The 26,074-nt window shown below is 73.0% G+C and carries 23 protein-coding genes and 2 tRNA genes; 21 read left to right on the top strand and 4 right to left on the bottom strand.

The genetic code is table 11. The annotated features are described in order from the left end of the window. Positions 1–29: 29 nt before the first annotated feature. The 3 genes from OIE12_RS10925 to OIE12_RS10915 all read left to right on the top strand — a co-directional run bounded on the left by OIE12_RS10925 (position 30) and on the right by OIE12_RS10915 (position 3,154). Entirely contained in the window at positions 30–1,316 is a 1,287-nt protein-coding gene (locus tag OIE12_RS10925) for a glutamate-5-semialdehyde dehydrogenase (protein WP_329134191.1), read from the top strand. Between the two features lie 52 nt (positions 1,317–1,368). Beyond that, complete coding sequence (locus tag OIE12_RS10920) at positions 1,369–1,989, top strand: SCO2584 family spore wall biosynthesis protein (RefSeq protein ID WP_329134190.1); 621 nt, start codon at positions 1,369–1,371, stop codon at positions 1,987–1,989. Positions 1,990–2,089: 100 nt separating this feature from the next. After that, complete coding sequence (locus OIE12_RS10915; protein WP_329134188.1) at positions 2,090–3,154, top strand: SCO2583 family membrane protein; 1,065 nt, start codon at positions 2,090–2,092, stop codon at positions 3,152–3,154. Positions 3,155–3,359: 205 nt separating this feature from the next. Here the strand turns inward: OIE12_RS10915 and OIE12_RS10910 are convergent, their stop codons facing one another. Then, positions 3,360–4,481 carry a M48 family metallopeptidase gene (locus OIE12_RS10910; protein ID WP_443053796.1) on the bottom strand — a complete coding sequence of 374 codons (1,122 nt, stop codon included), beginning with the start codon at positions 4,479–4,481 and terminating at the stop codon, positions 3,360–3,362. Positions 4,482–4,625: 144 nt separating this feature from the next. Here OIE12_RS10910 and OIE12_RS10905 point away from each other — a divergent pair, with 144 nt between their 5' ends. From OIE12_RS10905 to OIE12_RS10875, 7 genes are all read left to right on the top strand, one after another. Next, positions 4,626–4,784, top strand: coding sequence for a hypothetical protein (locus tag OIE12_RS10905; protein ID WP_030381708.1), 159 nt, complete (start codon positions 4,626–4,628; stop codon positions 4,782–4,784). A 159-nt stretch (positions 4,785–4,943) separates the two neighbouring features. Next, the gene (locus OIE12_RS10900; RefSeq protein ID WP_030381707.1) at positions 4,944–5,108 is read left to right on the top strand and encodes a hypothetical protein; all 165 of its coding nucleotides are present in this window, start codon (positions 4,944–4,946) and stop codon (positions 5,106–5,108) included. Positions 5,109–5,199: 91 nt separating this feature from the next. Next, the gene (gene nadD / locus OIE12_RS10895) at positions 5,200–5,874 is read left to right on the top strand and encodes a nicotinate-nucleotide adenylyltransferase (RefSeq protein ID WP_329134182.1); all 675 of its coding nucleotides are present in this window, start codon (positions 5,200–5,202) and stop codon (positions 5,872–5,874) included. Between the two features lie 16 nt (positions 5,875–5,890). After that, the gene (locus OIE12_RS10890; protein ID WP_329134180.1) at positions 5,891–7,708 is read left to right on the top strand and encodes an LCP family protein; all 1,818 of its coding nucleotides are present in this window, start codon (positions 5,891–5,893) and stop codon (positions 7,706–7,708) included. A 160-nt stretch (positions 7,709–7,868) separates the two neighbouring features. Continuing rightward, positions 7,869–8,315 carry a ribosome silencing factor gene (gene rsfS, locus OIE12_RS10885; protein ID WP_329134178.1) on the top strand — a complete coding sequence of 149 codons (447 nt, stop codon included), beginning with the start codon at positions 7,869–7,871 and terminating at the stop codon, positions 8,313–8,315. Next, a complete protein-coding gene (locus OIE12_RS10880) occupies positions 8,312–8,986 on the top strand; it encodes a histidine phosphatase family protein (RefSeq protein ID WP_329134176.1) in 675 nt (224 codons plus the stop codon). The genes rsfS and OIE12_RS10880 overlap by 4 nt, the downstream gene beginning before the upstream one ends. Before the next feature lie 76 nt (positions 8,987–9,062). Beyond that, positions 9,063–9,135 (top strand) — tRNA-Ala (locus OIE12_RS10875). A gap of 90 nt (positions 9,136–9,225) precedes the next feature. Here OIE12_RS10875 and OIE12_RS10870 read toward each other — a convergent pair. Further along, the gene (locus tag OIE12_RS10870) at positions 9,226–9,894 is read right to left on the bottom strand and encodes an eCIS core domain-containing protein (protein WP_329134174.1); all 669 of its coding nucleotides are present in this window, start codon (positions 9,892–9,894) and stop codon (positions 9,226–9,228) included. A 346-nt stretch (positions 9,895–10,240) separates the two neighbouring features. Here OIE12_RS10870 and OIE12_RS10865 point away from each other — a divergent pair, with 346 nt between their 5' ends. The 3 genes from OIE12_RS10865 (at position 10,241) to OIE12_RS10855 (ending at position 10,884) form a co-directional block, all read left to right on the top strand. After that, entirely contained in the window at positions 10,241–10,414 is a 174-nt protein-coding gene (locus OIE12_RS10865) for a hypothetical protein (RefSeq protein WP_329134172.1), read from the top strand. A 3-nt stretch (positions 10,415–10,417) separates the two neighbouring features. Then, positions 10,418–10,651, top strand: coding sequence for a hypothetical protein (locus tag OIE12_RS10860; RefSeq protein ID WP_006137425.1), 234 nt, complete (start codon positions 10,418–10,420; stop codon positions 10,649–10,651). 160 nt (positions 10,652–10,811) lie between these two features. Beyond that, a tRNA-Ala gene (locus OIE12_RS10855) sits at positions 10,812–10,884 on the top strand. Between the two features lie 119 nt (positions 10,885–11,003). On the opposite strand, the gene OIE12_RS10850 is transcribed toward OIE12_RS10855, so the two are convergent. Together OIE12_RS10850 and OIE12_RS10845 are read right to left on the bottom strand one after the other, a co-directional pair. Next, positions 11,004–12,635, bottom strand: coding sequence for an NADH-ubiquinone oxidoreductase-F iron-sulfur binding region domain-containing protein (locus tag OIE12_RS10850; RefSeq protein WP_329134170.1), 1,632 nt, complete (start codon positions 12,633–12,635; stop codon positions 11,004–11,006). Further along, positions 12,632–13,933 (bottom strand): cytochrome b/b6 domain-containing protein, encoded by a 1,302-nt coding sequence (locus OIE12_RS10845; protein ID WP_329134168.1) that lies wholly within the window; start codon positions 13,931–13,933, stop codon positions 12,632–12,634. Before OIE12_RS10845 ends, OIE12_RS10850 begins: the two co-directional genes overlap by 4 nt. A 456-nt stretch (positions 13,934–14,389) precedes the next feature. Here OIE12_RS10845 and leuS point away from each other — a divergent pair, with 456 nt between their 5' ends. From leuS to holA, 8 genes are all read left to right on the top strand, one after another. Continuing rightward, a complete protein-coding gene (gene leuS, locus OIE12_RS10840; RefSeq protein WP_329134165.1) occupies positions 14,390–17,284 on the top strand; it encodes a leucine--tRNA ligase in 2,895 nt (964 codons plus the stop codon). 248 nt (positions 17,285–17,532) lie between these two features. Continuing rightward, the gene (locus OIE12_RS10835; protein WP_329134164.1) at positions 17,533–18,276 is read left to right on the top strand and encodes a hypothetical protein; all 744 of its coding nucleotides are present in this window, start codon (positions 17,533–17,535) and stop codon (positions 18,274–18,276) included. Between the two features lie 108 nt (positions 18,277–18,384). After that, positions 18,385–19,230 carry a DegV family protein gene (locus OIE12_RS10830; protein WP_329134162.1) on the top strand — a complete coding sequence of 282 codons (846 nt, stop codon included), beginning with the start codon at positions 18,385–18,387 and terminating at the stop codon, positions 19,228–19,230. Positions 19,231–19,589: 359 nt separating this feature from the next. Continuing rightward, entirely contained in the window at positions 19,590–20,687 is a 1,098-nt protein-coding gene (locus OIE12_RS10825; RefSeq protein WP_329134160.1) for a ComEA family DNA-binding protein, read from the top strand. Between the two features lie 383 nt (positions 20,688–21,070). Further along, positions 21,071–23,572 (top strand): ComEC/Rec2 family competence protein, encoded by a 2,502-nt coding sequence (locus tag OIE12_RS10820; protein ID WP_329134158.1) that lies wholly within the window; start codon positions 21,071–21,073, stop codon positions 23,570–23,572. A 243-nt stretch (positions 23,573–23,815) separates the two neighbouring features. Further along, on the top strand, positions 23,816–24,694 hold the full coding sequence (locus OIE12_RS10815; RefSeq protein ID WP_329134157.1) for a YceI family protein: 879 nt from the start codon (positions 23,816–23,818) through the stop codon (positions 24,692–24,694). A 61-nt stretch (positions 24,695–24,755) separates the two neighbouring features. Beyond that, positions 24,756–25,001, top strand: coding sequence for a hypothetical protein (locus OIE12_RS10810; RefSeq protein WP_329134156.1), 246 nt, complete (start codon positions 24,756–24,758; stop codon positions 24,999–25,001). 48 nt (positions 25,002–25,049) lie between these two features. Next, positions 25,050–26,045, top strand: a complete 996-nt coding sequence (gene holA / locus OIE12_RS10805) for a DNA polymerase III subunit delta (RefSeq protein ID WP_329134155.1) — start codon at positions 25,050–25,052, stop codon at positions 26,043–26,045. Positions 26,046–26,074: the final 29 nt, after the last annotated feature.

Here is a 26,074-nt window from a genome sequence, read left to right as displayed (position 1 = left end):
GGGCCCGCCCGGCGCACTACGCTTTTCCCATGACCACGCTCTCGCCGTACGACTCCATGTCACCGGTCGCCCGCGCCGCCTACCGGGCGCAGGCCGCGGCTGCCGACATCGCCCCGCTGCCGCGCGCCGTGAAGGACGACACGCTGCTCGCCGTGGCGGACGCGCTGGAGGTCCGGACGAACGAGATCGTCACCGCCAACGCCAAGGACGTCGAGCGCGCCCGCGCGGCCGGCACCAGCGAGGCCATCGTCGACCGCCTCACCCTCACCCCGGAGCGGGTGCGGGCCATCGCCTCCGACGTACGGGACGTCGTCGCGCTGCCCGACCCGGTCGGCGAGGTCGTCCGCGGCTCCACCCTCCCCAACGGCATCGACCTGCGCCAGATCCGCGTCCCGCTCGGCGTCGTCGGCATCATCTACGAGGCCCGCCCGAACGTGACGGTCGACGCCGCCGCCCTGTGCCTGAAGTCCGGCAACGCGGTGCTGCTGCGCGGCTCGTCCTCGGCGTACGAGTCGAACACCGCCCTCGTGCGCGTGCTGCGGGACGCGGTCGGCGGGGCCGGGCTGCCCGCCGACGCCGTCCAGCTCGTGCCCGGCGAGGGCCGCGACGCCGTGCGCGAGCTGATGCGCGCCCGCGGCCTGGTCGACGTGCTGATCCCGCGCGGCGGCGCCTCCCTGATCCGTACGGTCGTGGAGGAGTCCACCGTCCCCGTGATCGAGACCGGCACCGGCAACTGCCACGTCTACGTGGACGCCGACGCCGACCTCGACATGGCGGTCGAGATCCTGGTCAACTCCAAGGCCCAGCGCCCCAGCGTCTGCAACGCCGCCGAGACCCTCCTGGTCCACCAGGACATCGCCCCCGAGTTCCTGCCCCGTGCCCTGGACGCGCTGGCCGACGCCGGGGTCACGGTCCACGGCGACGCGCGCGTGCTGGCGTACGCCAAGGACTCCCGGGCCACCGTCGTCGAGGCCACGGCGGAGGACTGGGACACCGAGTACCTGTCCTACGACATCGCCGCCGGCGTCGTCGACTCGCTGGACAAGGCCGTGGCCCACATCCGGCTGTGGAGCTCCAGGCACACCGAGGCGATCGTCACCAACTCCCAGCAGGCCGCCCGCCGGTTCACCCAGCTGGTGGACGCGGCCGCGGTCGCCGTGAACGCCTCCACCCGGTTCACCGACGGCGGCCAGTTCGGCTTCGGCGCCGAGATCGGCATCTCCACGCAGAAGCTGCACGCCCGCGGCCCCATGGGCCTGCCGGAGCTGACCAGCACCAAGTACGTCGTCACGGGCGACGGTCACGTACGACGCTGACGAATTGTCGTGCGCCCTGCCCAAATCGACCCCCCGGGACTACTCTGGATCCGTGCCGGAGGACGTGGGGGGCACGCCGTTCCCTGACGGCTGGGAGCCCGACGACGACCACGACCGCGGAGCGACGGACGAAGAGTTCGCCTCCGTGGTCTTCGACGAGTCCTTCGTACGGGCCGCCGTGGTCCACGAGCCGACGGCCGTGGAACGCCTCCTCGCCGCCGCACAGGCCCGCGCCGAGGCCCAGGAGGCCGAGGCCCGCCGGGCGCACGCCCGGGGCGCCCTGGGCGACGACGACCCCTACGACGACGACCCCTACGACGACGGCCACGGCCCGGACGGCGGCCGGGTCACCGGCCACGGCCCGGACTTCGACGACCTGGACGACAGCGGCCTCCTCGGTCGGCACGGCGTCCATGGACGGCTGTACGGCAAGCACGCCCGCTGGCACCGCCCGGTGGCCTGGATGCTCGCCCTCGTGATGGGCGTCGGCATGGTCGCACTGGCGTTCGCCGCGGTCTACCGGGGCTCGTCCTCCCCGGACCGCCGGGACCAGGTCCCGCCGCCCGCCTCGACGGGACTGGAACAGGGCCGGGGCACGGGCGCCGACGCGGACCCCGGCACGTCCGCCGAACTCTCCCCGCCCGCGGTCTCCGCGGTACCGCCCGCACCCTGAGCCGGCCGGGCGGGCCGCCGCCCCATCCTGGCCGGGACCTGACACAACTTGTCTCGTAGCGCAGCGTTTACCGGAGCTCCGCGAGACCTACCCTGAAAGTATGGGCGGCCCAGGAAACCCACCCGAGGGGACCCCCGAAGGTGCCCCCGGCGGTGGCGAGGACGAGTACGGATCCGTCGTCTTCGACGAATCGTTCGTCCGCGCTGCCCGCCTCCAGGAGTTCTCCGCTCGGGAGCGGATCTCCGACCACGCCCCCGCCGTGCGCCGCCGCCCCGCCGTCCTGCGGCGCGGGCTCTCCCGGCAGGTGCTCTTCCTCGTCCTGCTGATCGCGCTCGCCTTCAGCACCGCGATCTACATGGGTTTCCGCCACCCCTACCAGAAACCCGTCGCGCGGTCCGCCCAGCCGCTGCGGATGACGGTGATCCCGCTGGCCCCGCGCTCCGCCGTCCCCGGCTCCGCCGACGCCGAGGCGCTCTTCGCCGGCAGCCCGGCCGCCCGGTTCCGCCACGGCGCCGAGGGATTCACCCTGCCGGCCGTGCGGCGCACCGCGCACTTCACCGAGAGCCAGGTCCTCTCCGCGCTGACCACCGCCAAGGACTACCTCGTCGACTCCGCGCTCGACCCGGACGTCCTCACCGGCGGCGCCGTGCGGTCCGTACGGCTGCTCCTCGACCCGCAGCAGTTCGAACAGTTCGACCGGAGCTTCGCCCACCCCGCCGCGGACGGCCGGCACGCCCCCACCGGCTGGCTGATCCGCTTCGACCCCTCCCGCGCCGAGCTGGCCGACCGCAACATCCGGGTACGCGGCACCCTGCGGGCCACCGAGGCCGCCTCCGACGTGCTGGAGGTCGTCGCCGACCACACCCTGGTGTACGCCCTGCGCCCGACCGGCTCCGGTGCCGACGCCAAGGCCTCACTGTTCACGGTGCGGCGCGAACTGACGTTCCACTTCGACCGGGGCGACCTGCGGCTGCACCAGACGGAACTGGCCGCCTCCTCCGTCCAGGCCGGTCCCCTGTCCTGCGCCGACGACCAGGCGGACCACCTCCGCCCCCTCCTGGCCGGCCACAAGGCCAAACCCGGCACCCCCGCCGGCACCAACCCCTACGCCACGGACACCCCCACGGCCCTCTGCGGCACACTGTCCACGGCAGCGCCCCGGTGAGGGGCGCGGGACTGTGTTCGATCTGCGGCTCCGCCGCGCGGGCGCGAGCTGTCACCGTGCCCCTGCAAGGGGCGCGAGGAACTGCGCGAGAAGCCCCACCGGCGGTCAGCCGACAACGCACGCCCGGGGTCCAAGGGGCGAAGCCCCTTGAAGGGACGGGAAGGGTAGGGGCGGCGGGGGCGGGAACACCCCCGGCAAACCCCCGCTAACCCTCACCCTCGTCGTCATCGCGCCCCGGCGCATCCCTGGGCGCATCCTTCGACGGAGTCGACGTGAACCCGTCGAACCCGCGCCGCACGCGCCCGCCGATCCCCCCGGCCCCACCCGCGAGATCGCTGACCAGTTTCATCAACGGATCCTTCGAGCTCTTCACACTGCTCGCGTAGTGCGCCGCCGACTCCCGGAAGGAGTCGGACACGGACGCGTCCTTGTCCTCCGCCCGCCGCGGATAGTGCCCGTCCATCACCCGCTGGTAGTCCCGCGACTCCGCCCACTTCTTCAGCTCGGCCGCCCGCACCGTGGTGAACGGATGCGACCGCGGCAGCACGTTCAGGATCTTCAGCACGGAGTCCCGCAGGTCACCCCCCGCCTCGTACTCCTCCGCCTGCTCCAGGAACGCGTCCACGTTCATCTCGTGCAGATGGTTGCCGCCCGCTATCTTCATCAGCCCCCGCATCGACGCCCGCAGGTCCTGCCCGACCAGCAGCCCCGCCCGGTCCGCCGACAGCTCCGACTTGCGGAACCACTCGCGCAGCGCGGTCACGATCGCCATGACCGCGAGGTTGCCCAGCGGAATCCAGGCCACCCGCAGCGCGAGGCTGGTGAGGAACAGCAGGATCGTGCGGTACACGGAGTGACCGGACAGCGCGTGCCCCACCTCGTGCCCGACGACCGCCCGCATCTCCTCCTCGTCGAGCAGCTCGACGAGCCCCGTGGTCACCACGATGATCGGCTCGTCCATGCCGATGCACATCGCGTTGGGCTGCGGGTTCTGCGTGACGTACATCGGCGGGACCTTCTCCAGGTCCAGGATGTAACAGGCGTCCCGCAGCATGTCGTTGAGGTGGGCGAACTGCGCGTCCGAGACCCGTACCGAGTCGGACAGGAACAGCAGCCGCAGGCTGCGCTCGGGCAGCAGGCCGCTGAGCGCCTTGAAGACGGTGTCGAAGCCGCTGAGCTTGCGCAGGGCCACCAGGGCCGAACGGTCCGCCGGATGTTCGTACGCGCGCGAGGAGATCCCCGGGAACCGCCTGCGCTGCCTGCTGGGCACCTTCTCGTGCCCGTGGGATCCGTTCGGTCGGCTGTCGTCGGACATGTGGTCCCCCATACGTAGGCGTCGTCGAAGGTGTGACGGCGGTGAGAATCCGGTGGGAGCCGTACAAGAACACCCGCCCTCCCCACGCTTCCCGGAGCGGGACCCAGCCTAGGCGGAGTTACCGTGGCAGGGCAGCACACCCGTAAGGAGCGATCCATGGAGCACATCCCCGCCGCCTGGCTCACCGGGGCGGCCGACGCCGCCGCACGGCAGGGCTCCGGATACCTCCTCCGCGTCGTACTGATCGTCATGGTCGTCGGCTGCGCCTTCACCGCCTGGTTCGTGCTGCGCGGTTACGGCCGACACGACGACTGACGCGTTTCAGCCCCGAACGGTTGCCCGAACAGGTGCCCGGAGCGGCCCCCGGGGCCCCGCGCCCGCCCCAACGGTGGAGTCGGCGTGAGGCGCGCACAGGCCCCCGCATACGATGAGGCGACGTCTTTATTCCGCCCACACCGGATAGGTCTGCCGAAGATGAGCCTTCCCAGCACCGCAGCCCAGTTGGTCACTCTCGCCGCCGAGGGCGGGGAGCACGGTGGCAACCACGAGAGCCTCAACCCCGCCGTGACGGGCGGCGCGGCCCTGTTCATCCTGCTCCTGCTGCTGTGGATCACCACCCGGTTCAACCGCGACCGCTGAACCCCGGGCGCAGTGTGGTCCCGGCCATGACATGGCTCGAGGGACGCCCGTCGGACGGAGCTCGTGGGACGGGCCGGTAGGGTCTGCACGCATGGGAGAGCAGGACATGCCTACCGGTCCGGCGAGCGGCGCGGCCCCCGGGGCCCGGCGCGGCCCCGGCAACGCACCGTCGAACCCGGGCAAACGCCGTCTCGGCGTCATGGGCGGAACGTTTGACCCGATCCACCACGGACACCTCGTCGCCGCCAGCGAGGTCGCCGCGCAGTTCCATCTGGACGAGGTGGTGTTCGTCCCCACCGGCCAGCCCTGGCAGAAGGCCGACCGGCACGTCACGCCGGCCGAGGACCGCTATCTGATGACGGTCATCGCCACCGCCGAGAACCCGCAGTTCTCCGTCAGCCGCATCGACATCGACCGCGGCGGCCCCACCTACACCACGGACACCCTGCGCGACCTGCGCGCCCTCAACCCCGACACCGACCTGTTCTTCATCACCGGTGCCGACGCCCTGGGACAGATCCTCACCTGGCGGTACACCGAGGAACTGTTCTCCCTCGCCCACTTCATCGGCGTCACCCGCCCCGGCCACACCCTGACCGACCCGGGCCTGCCCGAGGGCGGTGTCTCGCTGGTCGAGGTCCCGGCGCTGGCCATCTCCTCCACCGACTGCCGCGAGCGGGTCGCGAGCGGCGAGCCGGTCTGGTACCTGGTGCCGGACGGCGTGGTGCGCTACATCGACAAACGCCAGCTGTACCGCGGCGAGTGAGCCGAGAGGGGCACCGGTGAACGACCGATACGACGGATACGCGGGCGGCGGCGACCAGTACGAGCTCGTCGGCTACGACGAGTTCGGGCAGCCCGTGTACCGGCAGGTGCCCGCGCCCCGGGCACCCGAGGGCTACGACCCCTACGCCGGCCGCCCGCCGCAGCAACCCCGGGGCTACGCCGACCAGTCGGGCCAGTCGGGCCAAGTCGACGGGACCGGCTACTCCGGCCAGTCCGGTCAGCAGGACTACTCCGGCCGGCAGGACTACTCCGGCCGGCAGGACTACTCCAGTTACGGCTACGACCCGTATGCCGCCGCCCCGCAGCAGCAGGCCCCGCCGTACGACACCGGCGCGGGCGGCTCCTCGTACGGCCCGTACGACCCGTACGGGACCACCGGCGGCGCCCCGGGCGTCCCCGAGGACCCCTACGGGCAGCCGGCCGGCCGTGGTGCCGACCGGACCGCCCACATCCCCCAGCAGGCGCGCCCGGCGGACCCGGTCGCCCAGGAGACGCGGGAGAAGTCCGAGCCGGACCCCGGTGCCGACCCCGACGCCGCCCCCGAGTACCGCACCGAGCAGTTCGCCTTCGTCGAGGAGCCCGACGGCGACTCCGAGGACGTCATCGACTGGCTCAAGTTCACCGAGAACCGCACCGAGCGCCGCGAGGAGGCCAAGCGCCGGGCCCGCAGCCGTGTCGTCGCCCTCGTGGTCGCGCTCGCCCTCGTCGCCGTCGGAGGGGTCGGCTACCTCTGGTACGCGGGCAAGCTGCCCGGCGGCTCCTCCGACGACGGCAGCGCCGGCACCACGACCGCGGCCGGCGCCCAGAGCCGTGACGTCATCGTCGTCCACCTGCACAACACCAAGGGCGGCGGCACCTCCACGGCGCTCCTCGTCGACAACACCACCACCAAGCAGGGCGCCACCGTGCTGCTGCCCAACTCCCTCAGCCTGACCTCGGACGACGGGTCCACCACCACCCTCGCCAAGTCGGTCGACGACGACGGCTCCACCGGCACCCGCGACGAACTCGACACCGTCCTCGGCACCGACATCGAGGGCACCTGGCGCCTGGACACCCCGTACCTGAACAACCTGGTCGAGCTGGTCGGCACCATCGAGGTGGACACCGACGCCGACGTGCCCGACCCCAGCAGCAAGAAGAAGGACGCCGAGATCCTCGTCCACAAGGGCGAGAGCCAGACCCTCAGCGGCAAGATGGCCGTCGCCTACGCCACCTACCGCGCCTCCGGGGAGTCCCAGGACGTCCAGCTGAAGCGGTTCGGGCAGGTCATGCAGGGCGTGCTGCGCAAGCTGTCCTCCGACGCGGGCGCCGCCACGACCACCGTGCAGACCCTCGCGCAGATCCTCGACCCCTCCCTCACCGACAAGGATCTCGGCGCCTTCCTCGCCAAGCTCGCCGCGCACGCCAAGGAGGGCGACTACACCACCGACACGGTGCCGGTGCGGTCGGACGGGAGCGTCGACGACTCGGCCACCGACGGCGTGGTCAAGAAGCTGCTCGGCGGCACGGTGAAGAGCCCGGAGGCCGGGGACGCCGTCCGCGTCGGCATCAAGAACGCCACCGGCGACAAGGACGACACCGAGAAGGCCCGCGTGACCCTCGTCAACGGCGGCTACACCTTCCTCGACGCCGGCACGGGCACCGCACAGGCCGCGTCCGCCGTCACCTACAAGGACGCCGACGACAAGGGGAACGCCGTCGAGGTCGCCAAGACCCTGGGGCTGCCCACCAGCGCCGTGACGAAGGGCACGGTCACCTCCGGCGCCAACGTGTCCGTCGTCCTGGGGCAGGACTACAAGCCGTCGACGTGAGTCCCGGACCGCCCCGGCCCCCGGGGCGGTCCGTTAATCGCCAAGGGTCCCCGGCGGACCGTGAGACCCTTGGGGAAGTGATACCCCGTGCGGGCGGTCGCCGCCTGGTGCGGCCCCGGGCCCCCGCACCGCCCCGACCGCCGACACGGAAAGCCGCGCAGTGACCGCTACCGACCGCTCTCTCGAGCTCATCAACGCCGCCGCCCAGGCGGCCGCCGACAAGCTCGCGCACGACATCATCGCCTACGACGTCAGCGACGTCCTGTCGATCACGGACGCCTTCCTGCTGGCGTCCGCGCCCAACGACCGCCAGGTCAAGTCGATCGTCGACGAGATCGAGGAACGGCTCAACAAGGAACTCGGCGCCAAGCCGGTACGCCGCGAGGGCGACCGCGAGGCCCGCTGGGTGCTGCTCGACTACGTGGACATCGTGGTGCACGTCCAGCACAGCGAGGAGCGCGTCTTCTACGCCCTGGAGCGGCTGTGGAAGGACTGCCCCGAGCTCGACCTCCCCGAGGACGCCCGGGCCACCCGCGGCAAGGCCGAGGAGCACGCCAAGCTGCGTGCGGCCGAGGAGGCGGCGGAGTTCGGCGGGGAGCCGCGGTGAACCCCGCCACGGACGGCGAAACCGGCCGGCGGCCCGGCCGCGGCCGCCGCGTCATCCTGTGGCGGCACGGCCAGACTCGGTGGAACGTGGAGCGGCGCTTCCAGGGCTCCACGGACGTCGAACTGACCGAGGTCGGCGTCGGCCAGGCCCGCCGGGCCGCCCGGCTCCTCGCCTCCCTGCGCCCGGACGCCATCGTGGCCTCCGACCTCAAGCGGGCCGCCGCCACCGCCGGCGAGCTCGCCGCGCTCACCGGTCTGGACGTGGCGTACGACGAGGGGCTGCGCGAGACCTACGCGGGCGTCTGGCAGGGGCTGACGCACGAGGAGATCATCGCCCGCCACGGCGAGGAGTACGCCGCCTGGAAGCGCGGCGAACCGGTCCGCCGCGGCGGCGGCGAGCTGGAGACGGAGGTCGCCGACCGGGCCGCCCCCGTCGTGCTGCGGCACGCCGAGAAGCTGCCCGAGGACGGCACGCTGGTGGTGGTCAGCCACGGCGGCACCATCCGCACCACCATCGGGCGGCTCCTCGGCCTGGAGTCGCCCCACTGGGAGAGCTTCGGCGGCCTGTCGAACTGCTGCTGGTCCGTCCTCGGCGAGGGCACCCGCGGCTGGCGCCTCCTGGAGCACAACGCGGGCACCCTCCCGGAGCCGGTCCTCGGCGACGACGTCTGAACCGTCGGATTTCACTTTCCGGCCGGCCGCAGGCTAAAGTTCTTCTTGTTCGCCCGCCGAGCGGGAAGAACGACAAGGGGCTATAGCTCAGTTGGTAGAGCGCCTGCATGGCATGCAGGAGGTCAGGAGTTCAATTCTCCTTAGCTCCACGTATTGCGCACTTTCGTGAAGCGGGGGGCGCGGACAATGTCCGCGCCCCCCGCTTCGTGCGCCCCCGAAGCGGGGGGCGCACGCCGGTCTCACCAGCCGGTGTCCTCACCGGACTCCGGGGCGTGGCTGGGCGCCGGTCCCGACATGACGCGGCGCGCGTTGGCCTCGGCCGCCCGCTCGAAGGCGTCCGAGGGATCGGACATCCTCGTCCCGTCACCCATGTCCCTGCCCGCCACCGGCCCTTGGCGCTGCTGGATCACATGCGTGAGTTCGTGGGGGAGCGTGTGCGGGTCGGCGCGCTGCGGATCCATGGCGATGTGGTTGCCCGAGGTCCAGGCGACCGCCTGCATCTGCACCGCCGACTCCTTGGCGAGGCTGTCCGTGTGCAGCACCACGTCGGAGAAGTCCGCGCCGAGGCGGCTCTCCATGTCCCTCCGCACGGGTCCGGGCAGCGGTGTCCCGGGAGAGCTCAGCACCTTGTCCACGGCGGAGCGCCGCTGGACCGGCGCGGGCTGCTCGTGCCCGCACCCGGCGCCGTGCGTGTGCCGCTCCTCCTCCTGCCGCCGCTGCAGCATCCGCGTCACGGCGGCGTTGCCCGCGCTGCGCTGCAGGGCGCGGATCGTGTGCGGCGACGCGGGATCGCCGTGCCCGGCCGCGTCGGCGGCCCGTCCCGTGTCCCGCTTCCGCGCGGTGAGGCCGGGGGGCAGGGCTCGGGCAGCCTCGGACGTGTGCTCGGCCGGCGACTCGTTGGCGCGCATACGCGGACCTTTCCGGTGACGGAGGGAAAGCTCTCACGGTAGGCGCACTCGGCGGCGCACGGACCGGCCTCCGGGGCAGTCCCGGGGGAACCCCTCCCGGAATGAAGGGCAGCGAACCGGGGTACGGCACTTTCCGCACACTCGTGCGGACCGGCTTGAGTCACTTCGGGTTCCGGGGGCGTATATCTCTGCGGACGCGCTCCTCATCCGCACGTACGCGCCGGTCGCGGCGGGTGTCCCGGGTGCCGTGTCCGGACTGGTACGAAGGCGTCGCTGACCGTATTGGCCCGGCCGTGGCAGAATCAAACGGCCGGAAGGGAGCGCGGCCCGACGGGAGGGAGTGGCGATGCCTGCGAGCATCCGCGGGGAGGTCCGGGGCCTCCTCGCAGTGGCGGTGCCGAGAAAGAAGGCCACCTCCCTGGACTGCCCTTCCTGCGGTTCGTCCCTCGTCGCCCAGGTCCTCGGCGACAACGGCGGCGTTTCCTACGTGTGCACGGCCTGCGGCCACAGCTGGAGCTGATCGATGGGTGCACACAGGCGGAAGTGCGACTGGTGCGGCAGTGGCACGCCGATCGTCCGCGACATGGAGCCGGTGAACCAGGACTACCAGTACTGGTGCGAGGAGTGCGCGCGGGCGCTGATCATAAAAGGCGACCCGATCGAGACGTACCGCGAACTCGAGGGTGAGCCGATCTACGGCCGGCTGCTCGACGAGCACTGCACGCTCAAGCGGTTCTACTCGTTCGCGACGGCCTGAGCCCGCGGGCCCGCGTCCGCCGGCCGGGCCCCCGGCCCCGGCCGCCCGCGGGCACCGGAATCGATTTGGTGGTCGACCCCCCGGACCGTGTAATGTTGGCGTCGCCGCCGGGGAGACCGGGCGGACCGCTCGGAAACGCGGCGTCACCGCGTGACCGTACGGGGCTATAGCTCAGTTGGTAGAGCGCCTGCATGGCATGCAGGAGGTCAGGAGTTCAATTCTCCTTAGCTCCACAAACACAGAAGACGTGAGGCGGGTCATCCGGAAACGGATGGCCCGCCTTTCGCGTGGGTGGAGAGAACCGGGGGCGGTTCCCGGCCGCGCCGCCGCCGGGAACAGCCCTCTCGAAATCTCAGCGGCCGCTGCCCAGCGCCCGCCGGCCCCGGCCTCCGCCGCGGCCCTGGGAGAGGACGGGCAGATTGCGGGACGGCGCCGAGGAGCGCGTGTCCTCCTCGATGCGCAGCGCCAGCGCCGGGCACCGCCGTACCGCCCGCAGCGCCTTCGCCTCGGCGTACCGGGGCACGGGGGCCTGTGCGACGGTCGGGAAGCCGTCGGCACCCAGTTCGAAGACCTCGGGGAGGATGTCCGCGCACAGCCCGTGGCCCCGGCACAGCGTCCAGTCGACGTAGATCTTCTGCCGGCTGTCGCCCGCCTCGGGCTCGGCCTGGCCGCCGCCCGGGATGCCGGTCGGCGCCCTGCCGCCCTCGAAGAGGGGCAGTACGCCCTCCACGGGCCGTCCGCAGCCGTTGCCCAGGACATGGGCGGCCAGGTCGTCCGTGAACGCCTTGATGGTCGACTCCAGGAACATCGCCGAGCCGTCCGGGTGCGAGCAGGCGCCGCGCCGCTTCACGGCCTTGGCGACCTGCTTGAGGGCCTCCAGGGCGGCCGGACCGCCGCCGTTCAGGATGTCCTCCATGCCGCGCGCGGCGGCCGGCAGGCCGAGGTAGCAGGGGCCGCACTGGCCCGCGCTCTCCTCCGCCAGCCACTTCGCCACCTGGAGCGACTCGCCCAGCGGGCAGGTCTCCTGACGGATCGGCAGGATGGCGCCCGCGCCCAGCGAACCCCCGACGGCGTCCAGGGAGTTGCGCGAGACGATCGCCTCGTCGACCGTGGCCGCGTCGATCCACTTGCCGTGGTAACCGCCCGTCAGCACGCCCTGCGGCACCGGCGGGGCGCCGGCCAGCTGGAGTACGTACCGCAGGGGCACGCCGGTGGGGACCTCGATCACCATGGGGCGGGCGACGGCGCCGGAGACCGTGAGCATCACGGTGCCCGGCTCGTCGTAGAGGCCGGTGTTGCGGTAGCGGTCCGGGCCGATGCGGGCGGCGATCGCCAGCTGGGCGAACGTCTCCGCGTTGGAGAGCAGTGTGGGCGCGCCGCCCACCCCGCTCTGCGAGGCGCTGATCTTGCGGCCCGGCGGGATGGCCGGGCCGCCGTCGATCGAACGGATCAGCGAGGCGGCGGCGCCCGTCACCATCCGTACCGGGTTGCGCTGCACGCGCGCGCGGATGGCGGCGCCGCGCCGGTCGCCGAGCCCGCGCTCGGAGAGCGCCTGCTCCATCGAGCGTTCGGTGGACTCCCGGGTCACGCCCACCACCAGGGTGCGCGCGCCCAGGGCCTCGGCGACCAGCAGGGCGCCGTCCAGGATGAGGTGCGGTGCCCGGTTGATCAGCACCGTGTCCTTGCGGCAGGCGGGTTCGTCCTCGCTTCCGTTGACCACGACCACCGGCCGGGTGCCGCGGCGGATCGCCTGTTCGGCGACCGACCGCAGCTTCTTGTGGAAGGGGAAGCCGGCGCCGCCCCTTCCCTTCAGGGATATCTGTTCGGCGAGCTGTGCGAGCTGCTCGCCGCCCATCGGCTCGAGCGGCCCGTGCACCTTCAGGTGCATGGGCAGATCGAGCCGTTCCACAAGGTCGAAGCCCGACGTGAGCTGGGGAAGTCCGACGACGCGGACCTCGGGGACGTCGGGCAGGGCCTCGTTCACTTAAAGCCTCCGGAAGGCGTGTTCCATGGTTCTCCGGAGCCCGGGGCGTCGAAGGCACCGGGCAGGGTGTCGCTGGCGGGACCGCTGTTGTACGTGTCATTGGGGTTGTACGTACCGAAGGGTGTGTTCGACTCACCCGCGGCCGAGAAAGTCCCGGAGGAGTTGTCGTAGCCGCTCTGGTACGTCATCCCGCCCGCGAAGGTGTCGGTCATCGGGTCGTACGCGGAGGGCGGGGCCTCGCCCACCGGCGGCGGGGACGGGGCGGGCCAGCGCGGGCCCGCCGGGGCGCCGCCGTCCATGCGCGGCAGCGGACCGGTGCCCTGCATGCCCATCGGCACGTCCATGGGCCGGGTGGCGTCGGCGAAGGGGTCCTGGGCCCGGGTGTTCGAGACGGTCCGGTAGGCGGCCGCGAAGCCGCTCTCGGGCTCCGGGCTCATGGCGCGCGAGCCGGAGGTGTCGTAGAGCGGCGCGGACCCGGTGGCGCCGGCGCCCGCCGGGCCGGGGGAGCGGCGGCCGGAGCCGGCGGGGCGGGCCGCGAAGCCCGCCGTGGCGGCCGCCTCCGCGTTGCGGGCGCGGCTGGCCTCCAGGCCCTCGCGGCCGATCCGGTTGTCGGTGCCGATGAGGGCGACGATCCGGTCGGCGACCTTGCGCTTGAAGGGGCGCGGGGCGCTGCGCAGGGCGAGCGCCGCCATGACGCCGACCAGGCACAGCTCGTACATGACGGTGAAGAGGGGAGACTTCACCGCGCGACCCGCGTAGAGGCCGTGCACCAGGGCGCAGCACCAGGCGGGGTAGGCCAGCATGTGCATCGCCCGCCAGCGGGCGGCGACCGGCGCGGGGGACGCGAAGACGCTGCGCAGGGCGCCGGTGACGGCGGTGAAGATCATGAGCAGTCCGGCCACCGAGCCGAGGCCGACGAGCCCGGCGATGCCGGTGAAGCCGAGGCTGAAGGGGATCACCGCGGCGATGAACTGCGTGTGGTCGAGCGCCAGCTTGACCGTCACGTGCAGCAGCAGGAAGGCCACCGAGGAGATGGCCGTCGTCCGGTGCACGGCCTGCGCCACGATGCGCTGGCGCGTGTTGAGGAAGATGCGGTCGGTCGCGACCAGACCCCAGATCACCGAGCAGGAGAGGGCGACCAGCGACAGCACGCCGGCGCCGAAGTTGAGGAAGTCCCGTACCGAGTTCCCGCCGGCCAGCACGACGACGGGTATCAGCAGCAGGACGACGGCGCTCGCCAGCCCGTAGGCCGAACGGCCTGGCCTGGGCAGCGAGCTGGCACTACGACGAGGATTCATGGGGGCGACTCCGAGCGGTTCGGGAAAGCGGTCCCGCTGCTGCACTCTAAGGCGGCTCCAAACCGAGCGGTACGAGGTTTGAGTTATTGCCTTGTTATCTAAGAGTCTCCAGGGGTGTGCGTTGTCCTATAGAGGGCATTACGCGAAGTAACAATTGAACATTGTTCAAGTTTTTCCGCCCGTCACCCCGGCCGGTGCCGGGATGACGGTTGGGGGACCGGGGGGGTCCGGCGGGCGGAAGTCCGTCGCGGGGCGCTCGGCCGCTGCGGTACCCTGTCGCCATGCGTGCCGTACGCCTTCTGCTTAGCGAGCCGCGCTGATCAGTCCCGACCGGCAAGTGAGACGGTCGGAATCGGCGCGGCGTCCCCTCCTGTGCGAGGGGTTTTTTCGTTTCCGGGAGTCCGTTCCCGGAATCCGCAGCCGTGGGCGCAGACGATCGATGGAGCTTTGAGGATCATGAGCGAGACGAACCCCGCTGCCGACGCCCTGTCGGCCCAGGCAGCGCCGCACCGCTACACGGCCGCCATGGCGGCCGACATCGAGGCACGCTGGCAGGACTTCTGGGCCGCCGAGGGCACGTACGAGGCGCCCAACCCGAAGGGCGACCTGGCCGGTGACCCGGTCCTGGCCGCCCGGCCCAAGAAGTTCATCATGGACATGTTCCCGTACCCCTCCGGCGCGGGTCTCCACGTGGGCCACCCGCTGGGCTACATCGCCACCGACGTCTACGCCCGCTTCCAGCGGATGACCGGCCACAACGTCCTGCACACCCTGGGCTTCGACGCCTTCGGCCTGCCCGCCGAGCAGTACGCCGTGCAGACCGGCACGCACCCCCGGGTCTCCACCGAGGCCAACATCGAGAACATGACCTCCCAGCTGCGCCGGCTGGGCCTGGGCCACGACAAGCGCCGGTCCTTCGCCACGATCGACCCGGACTACTACAAGTGGACCCAGTGGATCTTCCTGCAGATCTTCAACTCCTACTACGACGAGCAGACGCGCAGGGCCCGCCCGATCAGCGAGCTGGTCGCACAGTTCGCATCCGGTGAGCGGCCCGTACCGGGCACCACGCGCGCGTGGAGCGCGCTGAGCGAGGCCGAGCGCGCCGACGTCCTGGGCGAGTACCGCCTGGCCTACGCCTCCGACGCGCCCGTCAACTGGTGCCCCGGCCTGGGCACCGTGCTGGCCAACGAGGAGGTCACCGCCGACGGCCGCTCCGAGCGCGGCAACTACCCGGTCTTCAAGGCCAAGCTGCGCCAGTGGAACATGCGGATCACCGCCTACGCCGACCGGCTGCTCGACGACCTGGACGCGCTGGACTGGCCCGAGGCCATCAAGCTGCAGCAGCGCAACTGGATCGGCCGCTCCGAGGGCGCCCGCGTCGACTTCCCCCTGGACGGCGAGCGCATCACCGTCTTCACCACCCGCCCCGACACCCTGTTCGGCGCCACCTACATGGTGCTGGCGCCCGAGCACCCCCTGGTGGAGAAGTTCACCCCGGCCGCCTGGCCGGAGGGCACCCACGAGGTGTGGACCGGCGGTCACGCCACCCCCGCCGAGGCCGTCGCCGCCTACCGCGCGCAGGCCGCGTCCAAGTCCGACGTCGAACGTCAGGCCGAGGCCAAGGACAAGACCGGCGTCTTCATCGGCGCCTACGCCATCAACCCGGTCAACGGCGAGCGCGTCCCCGTCTTCATCGCCGACTACGTCCTGATGGGCTACGGCACCGGCGCGATCATGGCCGTTCCCGCCCACGACACCCGTGACTTCGCGTTCGCACGCGCCTTCGAACTGCCGGTCCGCTGCGTCGTGCGGCCCACCGACGGCCGCGGCACCGACACCACGGAGTGGGAGGACGCCTTCGCCTCCTACGACGCGACGCTCGTCAACTCCGCGAACGACTCCGTCACCCTGGACGGCCTGGGCGTCGTCGAGGCCAAGGCCCGCATCACCGAGTGGCTGGCGCGCGAGGGCGTCGGCGAGGGCACCGTCAACTTCCGGCTGCGCGACTGGCTGTTCAGCCGCCAGCGCTACTGGGGCGAGCCCTTCCCGATCGTCTACGACGAGGACGGCATCGCCCACCCGCTGCCCGAGTCGATGCTGCCCCTGGAGCTGCCCGAGGTCGAGGACTACTCGCCGCGCACCTTCGACCCGGACGACGCCGACACCCAGCCCGAGACCCCGCTGTCGCGCAACGAGGACTGGGTCAACGTCACTCTCGATCTGGGCGACGGGCGCGGGCCCCGGAAATACCGCCGCGAGACCAACACCATGCCCAACTGGGCCGGTTCCTGCTGGTACGAGCTGCGCTACCTGGACCCGCACAACAGCGAGAAGCTGGTCGACCCCGAGATCGAGCAGTACTGGATGGGCCCGCGCGAGGGCATGCCGCACGGCGGCGTCGACCTGTACGTCGGCGGTGCCGAGCACGCCGTACTGCACCTGCTGTACGCGCGCTTCTGGTCCAAGGTCCTGTACGACCTGGGGCACATCTCCTCCGCCGAGCCGTTCCACAAGCTGTTCAACCAGGGCATGATCCAGGCCTACGTCTACCGCGACAGCCGCGGCATCGCGGTGCCGGCCGCCGAGGTGGAGGAGCGCGACGGCGCGTACTCCTACCAGGGCGAGCAGGTCTCCCGGCTGCTGGGCAAGATGGGCAAGTCCCTGAAGAACGCGGTCACCCCGGACGAGATCTGCGCCGAGTACGGGGCCGACACCCTGCGCCTGTACGAGATGGCGATGGGCCCCCTGGACGTCTCCCGGCCGTGGGACACGCGTGCGGTCGTCGGCCAGTTCCGGCTGCTGCAGCGGCTGTGGCGCAACGTCGTCGATGAGGACAGCGGCGCGGTCACCGTCTCGGACGTCGCGTACGCCGACATCGACGTGGAGACGCTGCGGGCGTTGCACAAGGCGATCGACGGGGTGCGCCAGGACCTGGAGGGCATGCGGTTCAACACCGCCATCGCCAAGGTCACCGAGCTGAACAACCACCTGACGAAGACGGGCGGGGCGGTGCCGCGCGCGGTGGCCGAGCCGCTGGTGCTGATGGTGGCGCCGCTGGCCCCGCACATCGCCGAGGAGCTGTGGCGCCGGCTGGGCCACACCGACTCGGTGGTCCACCAGGACTTCCCCGTCGCCGACCCGGCGTACGTCGTCGACGAGACCGTCACCTGTGTGGTGCAGGTCAAGGGCAAGGTCAAGGCCCGCCTGGAGGTCTCGCCGTCCATCTCGGACGACGAGCTGGAGAAGGTGGCGCTGGCCGACGAGAAGGTCGTGGCGGCGCTGGGCGGGGCGGGCATCCGCAAGGTGATCGTGCGGGCGCCGAAGCTGGTGAACATCGTCCCGGCGTAAGGGTGCGTGCCGTCTGGGAGTGAACCGCTGGGGGCGCGCGTGGGCGTGCGTCCGGGGCCGATCTCCCAGGGGTCACGCCTGGGCGTGCGTCCGGGGCTGATCTCCCAGGGGTCACGCCTGGGCGTGCGTCTGGGGGTGATCCCCTACGGGCAGGTTCGGGGTTCCGCGGGAACCCGGGGCCTGCCCGGTGCGTTTACCGTGGAAGAGCGGCGGAGCAGCCGTGCACACCTGCGTGGAGGAGGAGCGCCGTGGAAACGGTCATCGCGGTCGTCGCACTGCTCTTCGTGCTCTTCGTCGCCCTCGGCGTGTACGCCACCGTCAAGGCGGTCGGCGCCGCGAAGCGCGGCGTGGACCGGACGCTCACCCAGGCCCGGCGCACCGTCGAGGACACCACGCTGCGCGCCAGGACGTTCGCGCTGCCCGGCCCGGCGGGCGAGCTGGCCCAGCTCAGGCTGAAGCTGCGCACGTCGCTGCGCGCCACCCAGGAGACGCTGGAGGCGGGGGCCGTCGAGGACGCCTCGCTGAAGGAGTCCCTCGGCCTCTTCGAGCGGCTCAGCGGCCACGGCCGGCAACTCGACGACGAACTCCGGCGCCTGGAGGGCGATCCGGACCGCGGCGGCCTCGCCCGGCGCCTGCCGGAGCTGCGCGAGCGCACGGAGCGGATCACGAAGTCCGCCGACTCCCTGCGCTGGGCGGCCCACGAGCGCGCCCGCCGCTTCACGGAGGACGACCTGTCGACGCTGAGCGGCCAGATAGACATCGAGGCGGGGGCGCTGAGGCACTGGACGACGGAACCGGGGGCGGGGCCGGGTACGGCGCCGGGGCCGGGGCCGGCGGCGGCGTCCGCCGGGGATCCGGCGTCGAAGGCGTCTGCGTCGAGGGCGGAGGCATCGGGAGCGGAGCGGCCGGTCCGTCCCGCCGTGGCGCCGCCGTCCGGGCCGCGGATCGCCTACCCCTGGGAGAAGAAGCCCCGTCCCGAGACGACGACATGACCGGCGCCCGCGGCCGACGCCAGGCCGATGACGTGATCCCGTCGGTGTCACCGCGGGCGGAAGGGGTCGGGCTGCCTCCGGTTCGCCACGGCAGGTAACCTCCAGCTCATGTCCCGCCATGTCGCGATCGTCACCGATTCCACGGCCTACCTGCCGCCGCGGACGATGGAGCGCCACGGCATCACTTCGGTGCCGCTGACCGTGGTCCTGGGCGACCGGGCGCTCGAGGAGGGGACCGAGATCTCGGCCCGCTCCCTGGCCGAGGCACTGCAGAAGCGACGGCCCGTCACCACCTCGCGGCCCAGCCCCCAGGTGTTCGCGGAGACCTATCGCGAAGTCGCCGGGACGGGAGCCACCGACATCGTCTCCCTCCACCTCTCCTCCGAGTTCTCCGGCACGTACGACGCCGCGGTGCTGGCCGCGCGGGAGGCGCCCGTGCCGGTACGCGTCGTGGACACCGGCATGGTCGCCATGGCGCTCGGCTTCTGCGCCCTCGCCGCGGCCGAGACGGCGGAGGCGGGCGGCACGGTCGACGAGGCGGTCACGGCGGCGGAGAAGCGGGCCGCCGGGACCTCCGCGTTCTTCTACGTCGACACCCTCGACTATCTGCGGCGCGGCGGCCGGATCGGCGCCGCCCAGGCGCTGTTCGGCTCCGCCCTCGCCGTCAAACCGCTGCTGCAGCTGGACGACGGCCGTATCGACCTGCTCGAGAAGGTCCGCACGGCTTCCAGGGCGATCGCCCGCCTGGAGGAGATCGTGGCCGAGCGGGCCGCCGGCGCGCAGGTCGACATCGCGGTGCACCATCTCGCCGCGCCCGAGCGGGCGGCGGCGCTCGCCGAGCGGCTGCGGACGAGGGTACCGGGCCTCGCGGAGCTGCACGTGAGCGAGGTCGGCGCGGTGATCGGGGCGCATACGGGGCCGGGGTTGCTGGGTGCGGTCGTCTCGCACCGTTGATGTGGTGTCGGTGGTGTCGGTGGTGTCGGTGTGTCGGGGTCAATGTTGTCTGGTGTGAGTCACCCTTGTGGGTGACGGAGATATCCACAACCGGCGAGTAATCCACGGTATTTGACCAAGATCATCGCGACGGGCGCGGTCTGTCCGATCCTGCCCGCATGGCACTTCGATCACTTTCACGTACGGCGACTCCCACCAGTGGTCCGGGGCGCGGCCCCGGCTCCGACGGCCGCGCCCGGCATCGTGCCGCGCGGCGCGGTCCCGGGCGGCACGACTCCGCGTTGCGCGGCTCCGGTCGGCGCGACTCCGCGTGGCCTGGTTCCGGCCGGCGTCCTCGCGAGCGACAGCGGGATGCCCCGGTGGCCGAGGCACTGCGGGTGCGCGCGGAGGCCCTCTTCACGGACGGCGCCGTGGCGGGCCGTCGCACGCCCGTGCCGGCACCACCGGCCGAGGACCGGCTGCCGCCGCCGGGGACGCACCCCTTCTTCACGGAGGCGGAGGCGGCGGGACCGGAACCGGGGCGGGACGAGGCGGGGCACGGGCCCCCGTGGGCGGCGGAGCCGTCGCTGGACCGTGAACGGGGGAGGAGCACGGGGACGGCCGTTGCCGAGGTCGAGGCCGAGGTGTCCGACACGGATGACGTGCCCGGTACGGATGCCGTACCCGAGACGGCTGTCGTGCCCCGGCCGACCTGGCGGGAGCGGGTGGGGCTCGCGGTGCGCGAGCGGACGCCGCTGTGGCTGCGGACCCGGTGCGGACTGGAACGCAGGAGCCTTGCGGCGCTCGCGGTCCTGCTCGTGGTGGCCGCGGTCCTCGCCGGCGGACACTTCTGGTCCGGTCGCACCGAGGAGGTCACGGCACCGCAGCCGGTACGGGCGGCGGCCCCGTACGGCGGGCACGGCGGTGACGGCACGGGAGCGAGCGCGGGGCCGTCGCCACGTGCCCGGGATGCCAAGGCACCGGGAGTACCCGCGGCGGCGGGGAGCAGCCCCGGTGCGACGGTCGTCGTCGACGTCAGCGGCAAGGTGCGGCATCCGGGCGTCCAGCGGCTGCCCGCGGGTTCCCGGGTCGCGGACGCCCTGCGCGCGGCCGGTGGAGTGCGCTCCGGCACGGATCTCGACACCCTGAACCGCGCCCGGGTTTTGGTGGACGGCGAACAGGTCGTGGTCGGCGGACCGGCGCCCGCCCCGGCGCCCGGTGCCGCGCCCGCGCCCGCGCCGGGCTCCCAAGGCGCCGGAGCGGCACCCGGCGGTGCGGGACCGGCGAGCCCCGTGTCCCTGAACGCCGCCACCGCCGACCAGTTGGACACGCTGCCGGGCGTGGGCCCGGTCCTCGCCCAGCACATCATCGACTACCGCACACAGCACGGCGGTTTCACGTCGGTCGACCAACTGCGCGAGGTGACCGGCATTGGGGACCGACGGTTCGCGGACCTGCGGGAGCTGGTGCGGCCATGAGCACACCACGGACGGCGGCGCGGGGACCGGCGCCGGTGCCGCGGCGCGGCCCACGCCCCCGGTCCCCGGGCGGCAGGAGCCCGGCGGACCGGGCGCGACCCGGCCGGGCGGGAGCCGCACGCGGACTCCGCGCCGGGCGGACCGGCATCGGGCGGACCGGCTCCGGGCGGACCGGCATCGGGCGGACGGGCACCGGGCGGATCGCTGAGGCCCGGGCGAGAGGCCGGCTCGGGGAGGCTACGGCGGGTCGTCGGCGGGAGGAGGCTACGGCAGCGGGTCGGCTCGAAGAGGCGCCGTTGGGTGGTCGGCGCGGGGAGACTCCGGCGGGTGGGCGCCCGGGGGAGGCGTCTCCCCGGCAGCGGGGCCCGGCGGACCTGCGGCTGGTGCCGCCGGCGCTGGGCGCGTGGGCGGCGGCGGCCTGGGCGCTGACCGCGCCGCCGGGGTGGGTCACCGGCGTGGCCGTCGGCTGCGTGTTGGTCGCCGCCGGGTTGCTGCTGTCACGGCGGACCGCCTGGCCCGCGGTGCCCGTCGCCGCCGTACTGCTGTGCGTCGCCGCGGCCGCCACCTCCGCCGGGCTGCACGGCGCGGACCTGCGGCGCGGACCGGTTCCCGGCCTCGCCCGGCACTACGCCACGGTGACCGCGGAGGTCGAACTGACCTCCGACCCACGGCTCGTCCGCCCGAAGGTCGTCGGCGACCACGCGGCGCCGACCGCGGTGCTGCTGCACGCGGACGTACGACGGCTGACGAGACCGGACGGCACGACGGCGGCGGTCCGTACGCCGGTACTGCTCCTGGTCGACGCCCGCGGCCACCGGATCACGGCCGAGGGAACCGGGACGGCCGGAACCGGAACGGCGGCGGAGGCGGGAGCCGGCACCGCCGGGGCCGGGGCGGCCGGGACCGGAACCGGAGCAGCCGGGCCGGGACCCGGCGCGAGCGGTGACCGGCGGTCGCCCTGGCTGGAGTTGCTGCCGTCGACCCGGCTGAGGGTGGTCGCACGGCTCGCGCCGGCGCTGTCCGGCGGGGACCGGGTGGCGGCCGTGCTACGGGTACGGGGGAAGGGGCCGCCCGAAACGGTGGCGGCGCCCTCGGCACCGCAGCGCTGGGCGGGGCGGCTGCGGGCCGGGCTCCGGGAGGCGACCGCCGGCCTCGGCTCGGACGCGCGGGCGCTGCTGCCGGGACTGGTCGTGGGGGACACCGCACGGGTCACCCCGGAACTGGACGACGCGTTCAAGGCGACCGACCTCACGCATCTACTGGCGGTCAGCGGGGGCAACTTCACGCTGCTGCTGGCCCTGTTCCTGGGCCCGCCGGGGCTCGCCCAGCGCGCGGAGCGCCGCGGACTCGCCCCCCGGCTCGGCATCCCGCTGCGCGGGACCGCGCTGCTCGGCGGCGTGCTCACGCTGGGCTTCGTCGTGGTGTGCCGGCCGGACGCGAGCGTGCTGCGGGCGGCGGCCTGCGGCGCGGTCGCGCTGCTCGCCCTCGCCACCGGGCGCCGCAGATCGCTGCTCCCGGCACTGGCGGCGGTGGTACTGCTGCTGGTGCTGTACGACCCGTGGCTGGCCCGTGGGTACGGCTTCCTGCTCTCCGTGCTGGCGACCGGCGCGCTGCTGACCGTGGCACCCCGGTGGAGTGCCGCGCTGCGGCGACGAGGGGTTCCGCCGCGTCCGGCCGAGGCGCTGGCGGCGGCAGCAGCCGCGCAGGCGCTGTGTGCCCCGGTGGTCGCGGTGCTGTCCGCCCGGGTGAGCCTGGTGGCGGTGCCGTGCAATCTGCTCGCGGAGTTCGCGGTCGCCCCGGCCACCGTACTGGGCTTCGCGGCCCTGGCGACGGCGCCGGTGGCGATGCCCCTCGCCAAGGGGCTCGCGTGGTGCGCGGGGTGGCCCGTCGGCTGGATCGCGGACATCGCCCGCACCGGGGCGTCACTGCCGGGCGCGGGGGTGGACTGGCCGGGCAGCTGGACCGGGGCCTTGCTGCTGGCGGTGGTCACGGCGGGTGTCGTGGCCGTCGGGCGGCGGATCCTGCGGCGGCCCTGGCTCGCGGCCGCGACCGCGCTGCTCCTGGCCCTGGTGGTGGTCAGGCCACCGCCGCTGACCAGGGTGATCACGGGGTGGCCGCCGCCGGGGTGGCGGTACGCGATGTGCGACGTGGGCCAGGGCGACGCGACCGTCCTGGCGGCGGGCGAGGGCACCGGCATCGTGGTGGACGCCGGCCCCGACCCGGTGCTGGTGGACCGGTGCCTGAGCGCGCTCGGCATCACCCGCGTCCCGCTGCTGGTGCTCACCCACTTCCACGCCGACCACGTGGCCGGGCTCCCCGGTGTGCTGCGGGGCCGTGCGGTGGGGGCGATCGAGACGACCGGGTTCGCCGAGCCCGCCGAACAGGCGCTGTGGGTACGGGCCCAGGCGGCCGCCCGGCACATCCCGCTGACCCGCGCCGCGGCGGGGGAGCGGCGGCGGACCGGGTCGCTCACCTGGCAGGTGCTCTGGCCGCCGTCGGACCCCGTGCCGGAGCCGGACGGACCCAACGACGCCAGCGTCACCCTGCTGGTGAGGTCGGCCGGGTTGCGCCTGCTGCTCCTCGGCGACCTCGAACCCCCTGCCCAGCAGGCCATGTTGGCCTCCCCCGCCGCCCAAGAGCTGACCGGAGTGGACGTCCTGAAGGTGGCACACCACGGCAGCGCCCACCAGGACGCGGACCTGATACGCAGGGTGGCCCCACGCCTCGCTCTCATCTCCTGCGGCCGGGACAACCCCTATGGCCACCCGGCCCCGAGCACGGTCGCGGCGCTGCGGGCGGAGGGTGCGACGGTGCTGCGCACGGACGAGGACGGTGCGGTCGCGGTCACCGGCGGGGGCGACCGGCTGGCGGTGGCGCGTGACTGAGGTCAGGGGGCCGGTCCGGGCCGTCCCACGCCGCTGCCGCATCACCGGAATCGGGCGCGCCGGCCCTGTCGCGGCGTCCCCCGCGAGCAGGAGGAAAGGGGTGATGTGTGTTTCCTGTGCGCAGAACCCGGCGCATCCGCCGGATTCCCGCGATGTGGCGTCGAGTTGCCCCGAAAGCCGCAACAGTGATCGAATGTATCTTCGGTAACGGATGTAGTCACGTCGTACAGAGGTGTGTTGCTGATGAGGGTCCGCCGGCTGGGCAACCGATCGAACCGACAGCGGACCGGCCCGCTCGCCTCGGTACGGACGCCGCCCGATGCCGGGGTGATCAGTTGCCGTGTGCTCGATCCCGTCAACCAGCCGGTGCCGCAGGCGGAGTTCACGGTCGCCGACGCCATGGGGCGGGTGGTGGTGAGCGGGGGCACGGACCCCTACGGGCAGATCCTGGCGACGGTGCCGGCCGGGGAGTACCGGCTGGCCGTGTCCGCCGAGGGGTACGCACCCTTCCGGGCGAACGCCGTCGTCGCGGCGGACTCGCTGGCCTCGCTGGGCGACGTCATCCTCCAGGTGTCCCGGCCGCCCGAGTTGCCGGCGACGGGCGACTGGGCGATCGAACCGGCGCACTCCTCCATCGGGTTCACCGCACGGCACATCGGACTGGCCCGGATCCACGGGCGGTTCAACTCCTTCGCCGGTGCCGTGCGCATCGCCGACCCGGCGGAGCAGTCCGCGCTGCACGTGGTGATCGACGCCGGGTCCATCGACACCAATGTGAAGATGCGCGACGACCATCTGCGGTCCGCCGACTTCCTGGACGTGGCGCGGTTCCCGACGCTGGAGTTCTACAGCGACCGGTTCGTCCACCGGGGCGGGGCGCGGTGGGCGGTGCCCGGGGCCCTCTCGCTGCACGGCGTGACGCGGACGGTGACGCTCGACGTCGAGTACCTCGGACTCGGCAACGGCATGGAGGGCGAGGTGCGGGCGGCCTGCCGGGCCACCACCGAGCTGCACCGTGACGACTTCACGGTGAGCTGGCAGACGATGCTGGCGCGGGGCATCGCGGTGGTCGGGCCCAGCATCCAGGTCGAGCTGGACATACAGATCGTGCGGCAGGGCTGAGCGGGGTTCCGGCCGGGGGAGGCCGCGCCTCGACGTGGCGGCCGTCGCGCACAATGGCGGCGTGAGCGATGTGAGACACGTGCTGGTGCTGCCCGACCGCGACGCCGCGGAGGAGGCGGCCGAGGCGCTGGGGGAACGGTTCCGGCTGGACGAGGAGCCGCAGCTGGTCCGGGACGCGCTGGCCGGCGAGGACGACGCCGAGGACGCGCAGTGGCTGCTGGTGCTGCGCGACGAGGCGAACCGGCTCGACCCTGCGGAGCTGGACGCCTTCGCGGGCGAGTGGGAGGGCTGGCGGGAGGAGCCGTAGCCCGCCTCACGGAGGGCGTTGTCAGTGGCGCGTGCGATGCTGTGAGCGATGGCCAGGAAGACCGCAACAGACGACCCTCTCGCCCCCGTCACCCTTGCCGTGGGCCAGGAGGACCTCCTGCTCGACCGTGCCGTACGGGAGGTGGTGGCCGCCGCCAGGGCCGCCGACGCCGACACGGACGTACGTGACCTCACCCCGGACCAGCTTCCGCCCGGCACGCTCGCCGAGCTGACCAGTCCGTCGCTCTTCGCCGAGCGCAAGGTCGTCGTCGTACGCAACGCACAGGATCTTTCCGCCGACACGGTCAAGGAGTTCAAGGCGTACTTCGGCTCGCCCGTCGAGGAGATCACCCTCGTGCTGCTGCACGCGGGCGGAGCCAAGGGCAAGGGCCTGCTGGACGCGGCCCGCAAGTCCGGACTGGCACGCGAGGTGGCGTGCCCGAAGATGACGAAGCCGGCGGACCGGCTGGCGTTCGTCCGCGGGGAGTTCCGCACCCAGGGGCGGTCGGCCACGCCCGAGGCGTGCCAGGCGCTGGTCGACGCGATCGGCAGCGATCTGCGGGAGCTGGCGTCCGCGGTCTCGCAGCTCGTCGCGGACGTGGAGGGGACGATCGACGAGGCCGTCGTCGGCCGGTACTACACGGGGCGGGCCGAGGCGTCGAGCTTCACGGTCGCGGACCGGGCGGTCGAGGGGCGGGCGGCGGAGGCCCTGGAGGCGCTGCGGTGGTCGCTGGCGACGGGGGTGGCGCCGGTGCTGATCACCAGCGCGCTGGCGCAGGGGGTGCGGGGCATCGGGAAGCTGCTCGGGGCGCGGGGCGGACGGCCGGCGGATCTGGCGCGGGAGCTGGGGATGCCGCCGTGGAAGATCGACCGGGTGCGGCAGCAGATGCGGGGGTGGACGCCGGACGGGGTGGCGGTGGCGATGCGGGCGGTGGCGGAGGCGGATGCGGGAGTCAAGGGCGGGGGAGAGGACGTGGGCTACGCCCTGGAGAAGGCGGTGGTGGCGATTGCCCGTGCGGCTCGCTCCCGTGGTGGTCGGGGCTGACCGAGGGTTTTCGCCCCCGCCGCCCTTAC

Source organism: Streptomyces sp. NBC_00670 (assembly GCF_036226765.1).
GTDB lineage: Bacteria > Actinomycetota > Actinomycetes > Streptomycetales > Streptomycetaceae > Streptomyces.
The sequence above is the reverse complement of the archived record's forward strand: the minus strand, read 5'-3'. Positions and strand labels throughout refer to the sequence as shown.

Bases quoted from the DNA above. Each gene is read 5' to 3' on its own strand.
- OIE12_RS10865 (WP_329134172.1), top strand. From the start codon at position 10,241: ATGCCTGCGAGCATCCGCGGGGAGGTCCGGGGCCTCCTCGCAGTGGCG.
- OIE12_RS10925 (WP_329134191.1), top strand. From the start codon at position 30: ATGACCACGCTCTCGCCGTACGACTCCATGTCACCGGTCGCCCGCGCC.
- OIE12_RS10815 (WP_329134157.1), top strand. From the start codon at position 23,816: ATGAGGGTCCGCCGGCTGGGCAACCGATCGAACCGACAGCGGACCGGC.
- OIE12_RS10830 (WP_329134162.1), top strand. From the start codon at position 18,385: ATGTCCCGCCATGTCGCGATCGTCACCGATTCCACGGCCTACCTGCCG.
- OIE12_RS10905 (WP_030381708.1), top strand. From the start codon at position 4,626: ATGGAGCACATCCCCGCCGCCTGGCTCACCGGGGCGGCCGACGCCGCC.
- nadD (WP_329134182.1), top strand. From the start codon at position 5,200: ATGGGAGAGCAGGACATGCCTACCGGTCCGGCGAGCGGCGCGGCCCCC.
- OIE12_RS10915 (WP_329134188.1), top strand. From the start codon at position 2,090: ATGGGCGGCCCAGGAAACCCACCCGAGGGGACCCCCGAAGGTGCCCCC.
- OIE12_RS10845 (WP_329134168.1), bottom strand. From the start codon at position 13,933: ATGAATCCTCGTCGTAGTGCCAGCTCGCTGCCCAGGCCAGGCCGTTCG.
- OIE12_RS10870 (WP_329134174.1), bottom strand. From the start codon at position 9,894: ATGCGCGCCAACGAGTCGCCGGCCGAGCACACGTCCGAGGCTGCCCGA.
- holA (WP_329134155.1), top strand. From the start codon at position 25,050: ATGGCCAGGAAGACCGCAACAGACGACCCTCTCGCCCCCGTCACCCTT.
- OIE12_RS10860 (WP_006137425.1), top strand. From the start codon at position 10,418: ATGGGTGCACACAGGCGGAAGTGCGACTGGTGCGGCAGTGGCACGCCG.
- OIE12_RS10900 (WP_030381707.1), top strand. From the start codon at position 4,944: ATGAGCCTTCCCAGCACCGCAGCCCAGTTGGTCACTCTCGCCGCCGAG.
- leuS (WP_329134165.1), top strand. From the start codon at position 14,390: ATGAGCGAGACGAACCCCGCTGCCGACGCCCTGTCGGCCCAGGCAGCG.
- OIE12_RS10910 (WP_443053796.1), bottom strand. From the start codon at position 4,481: ATGGGGGACCACATGTCCGACGACAGCCGACCGAACGGATCCCACGGG.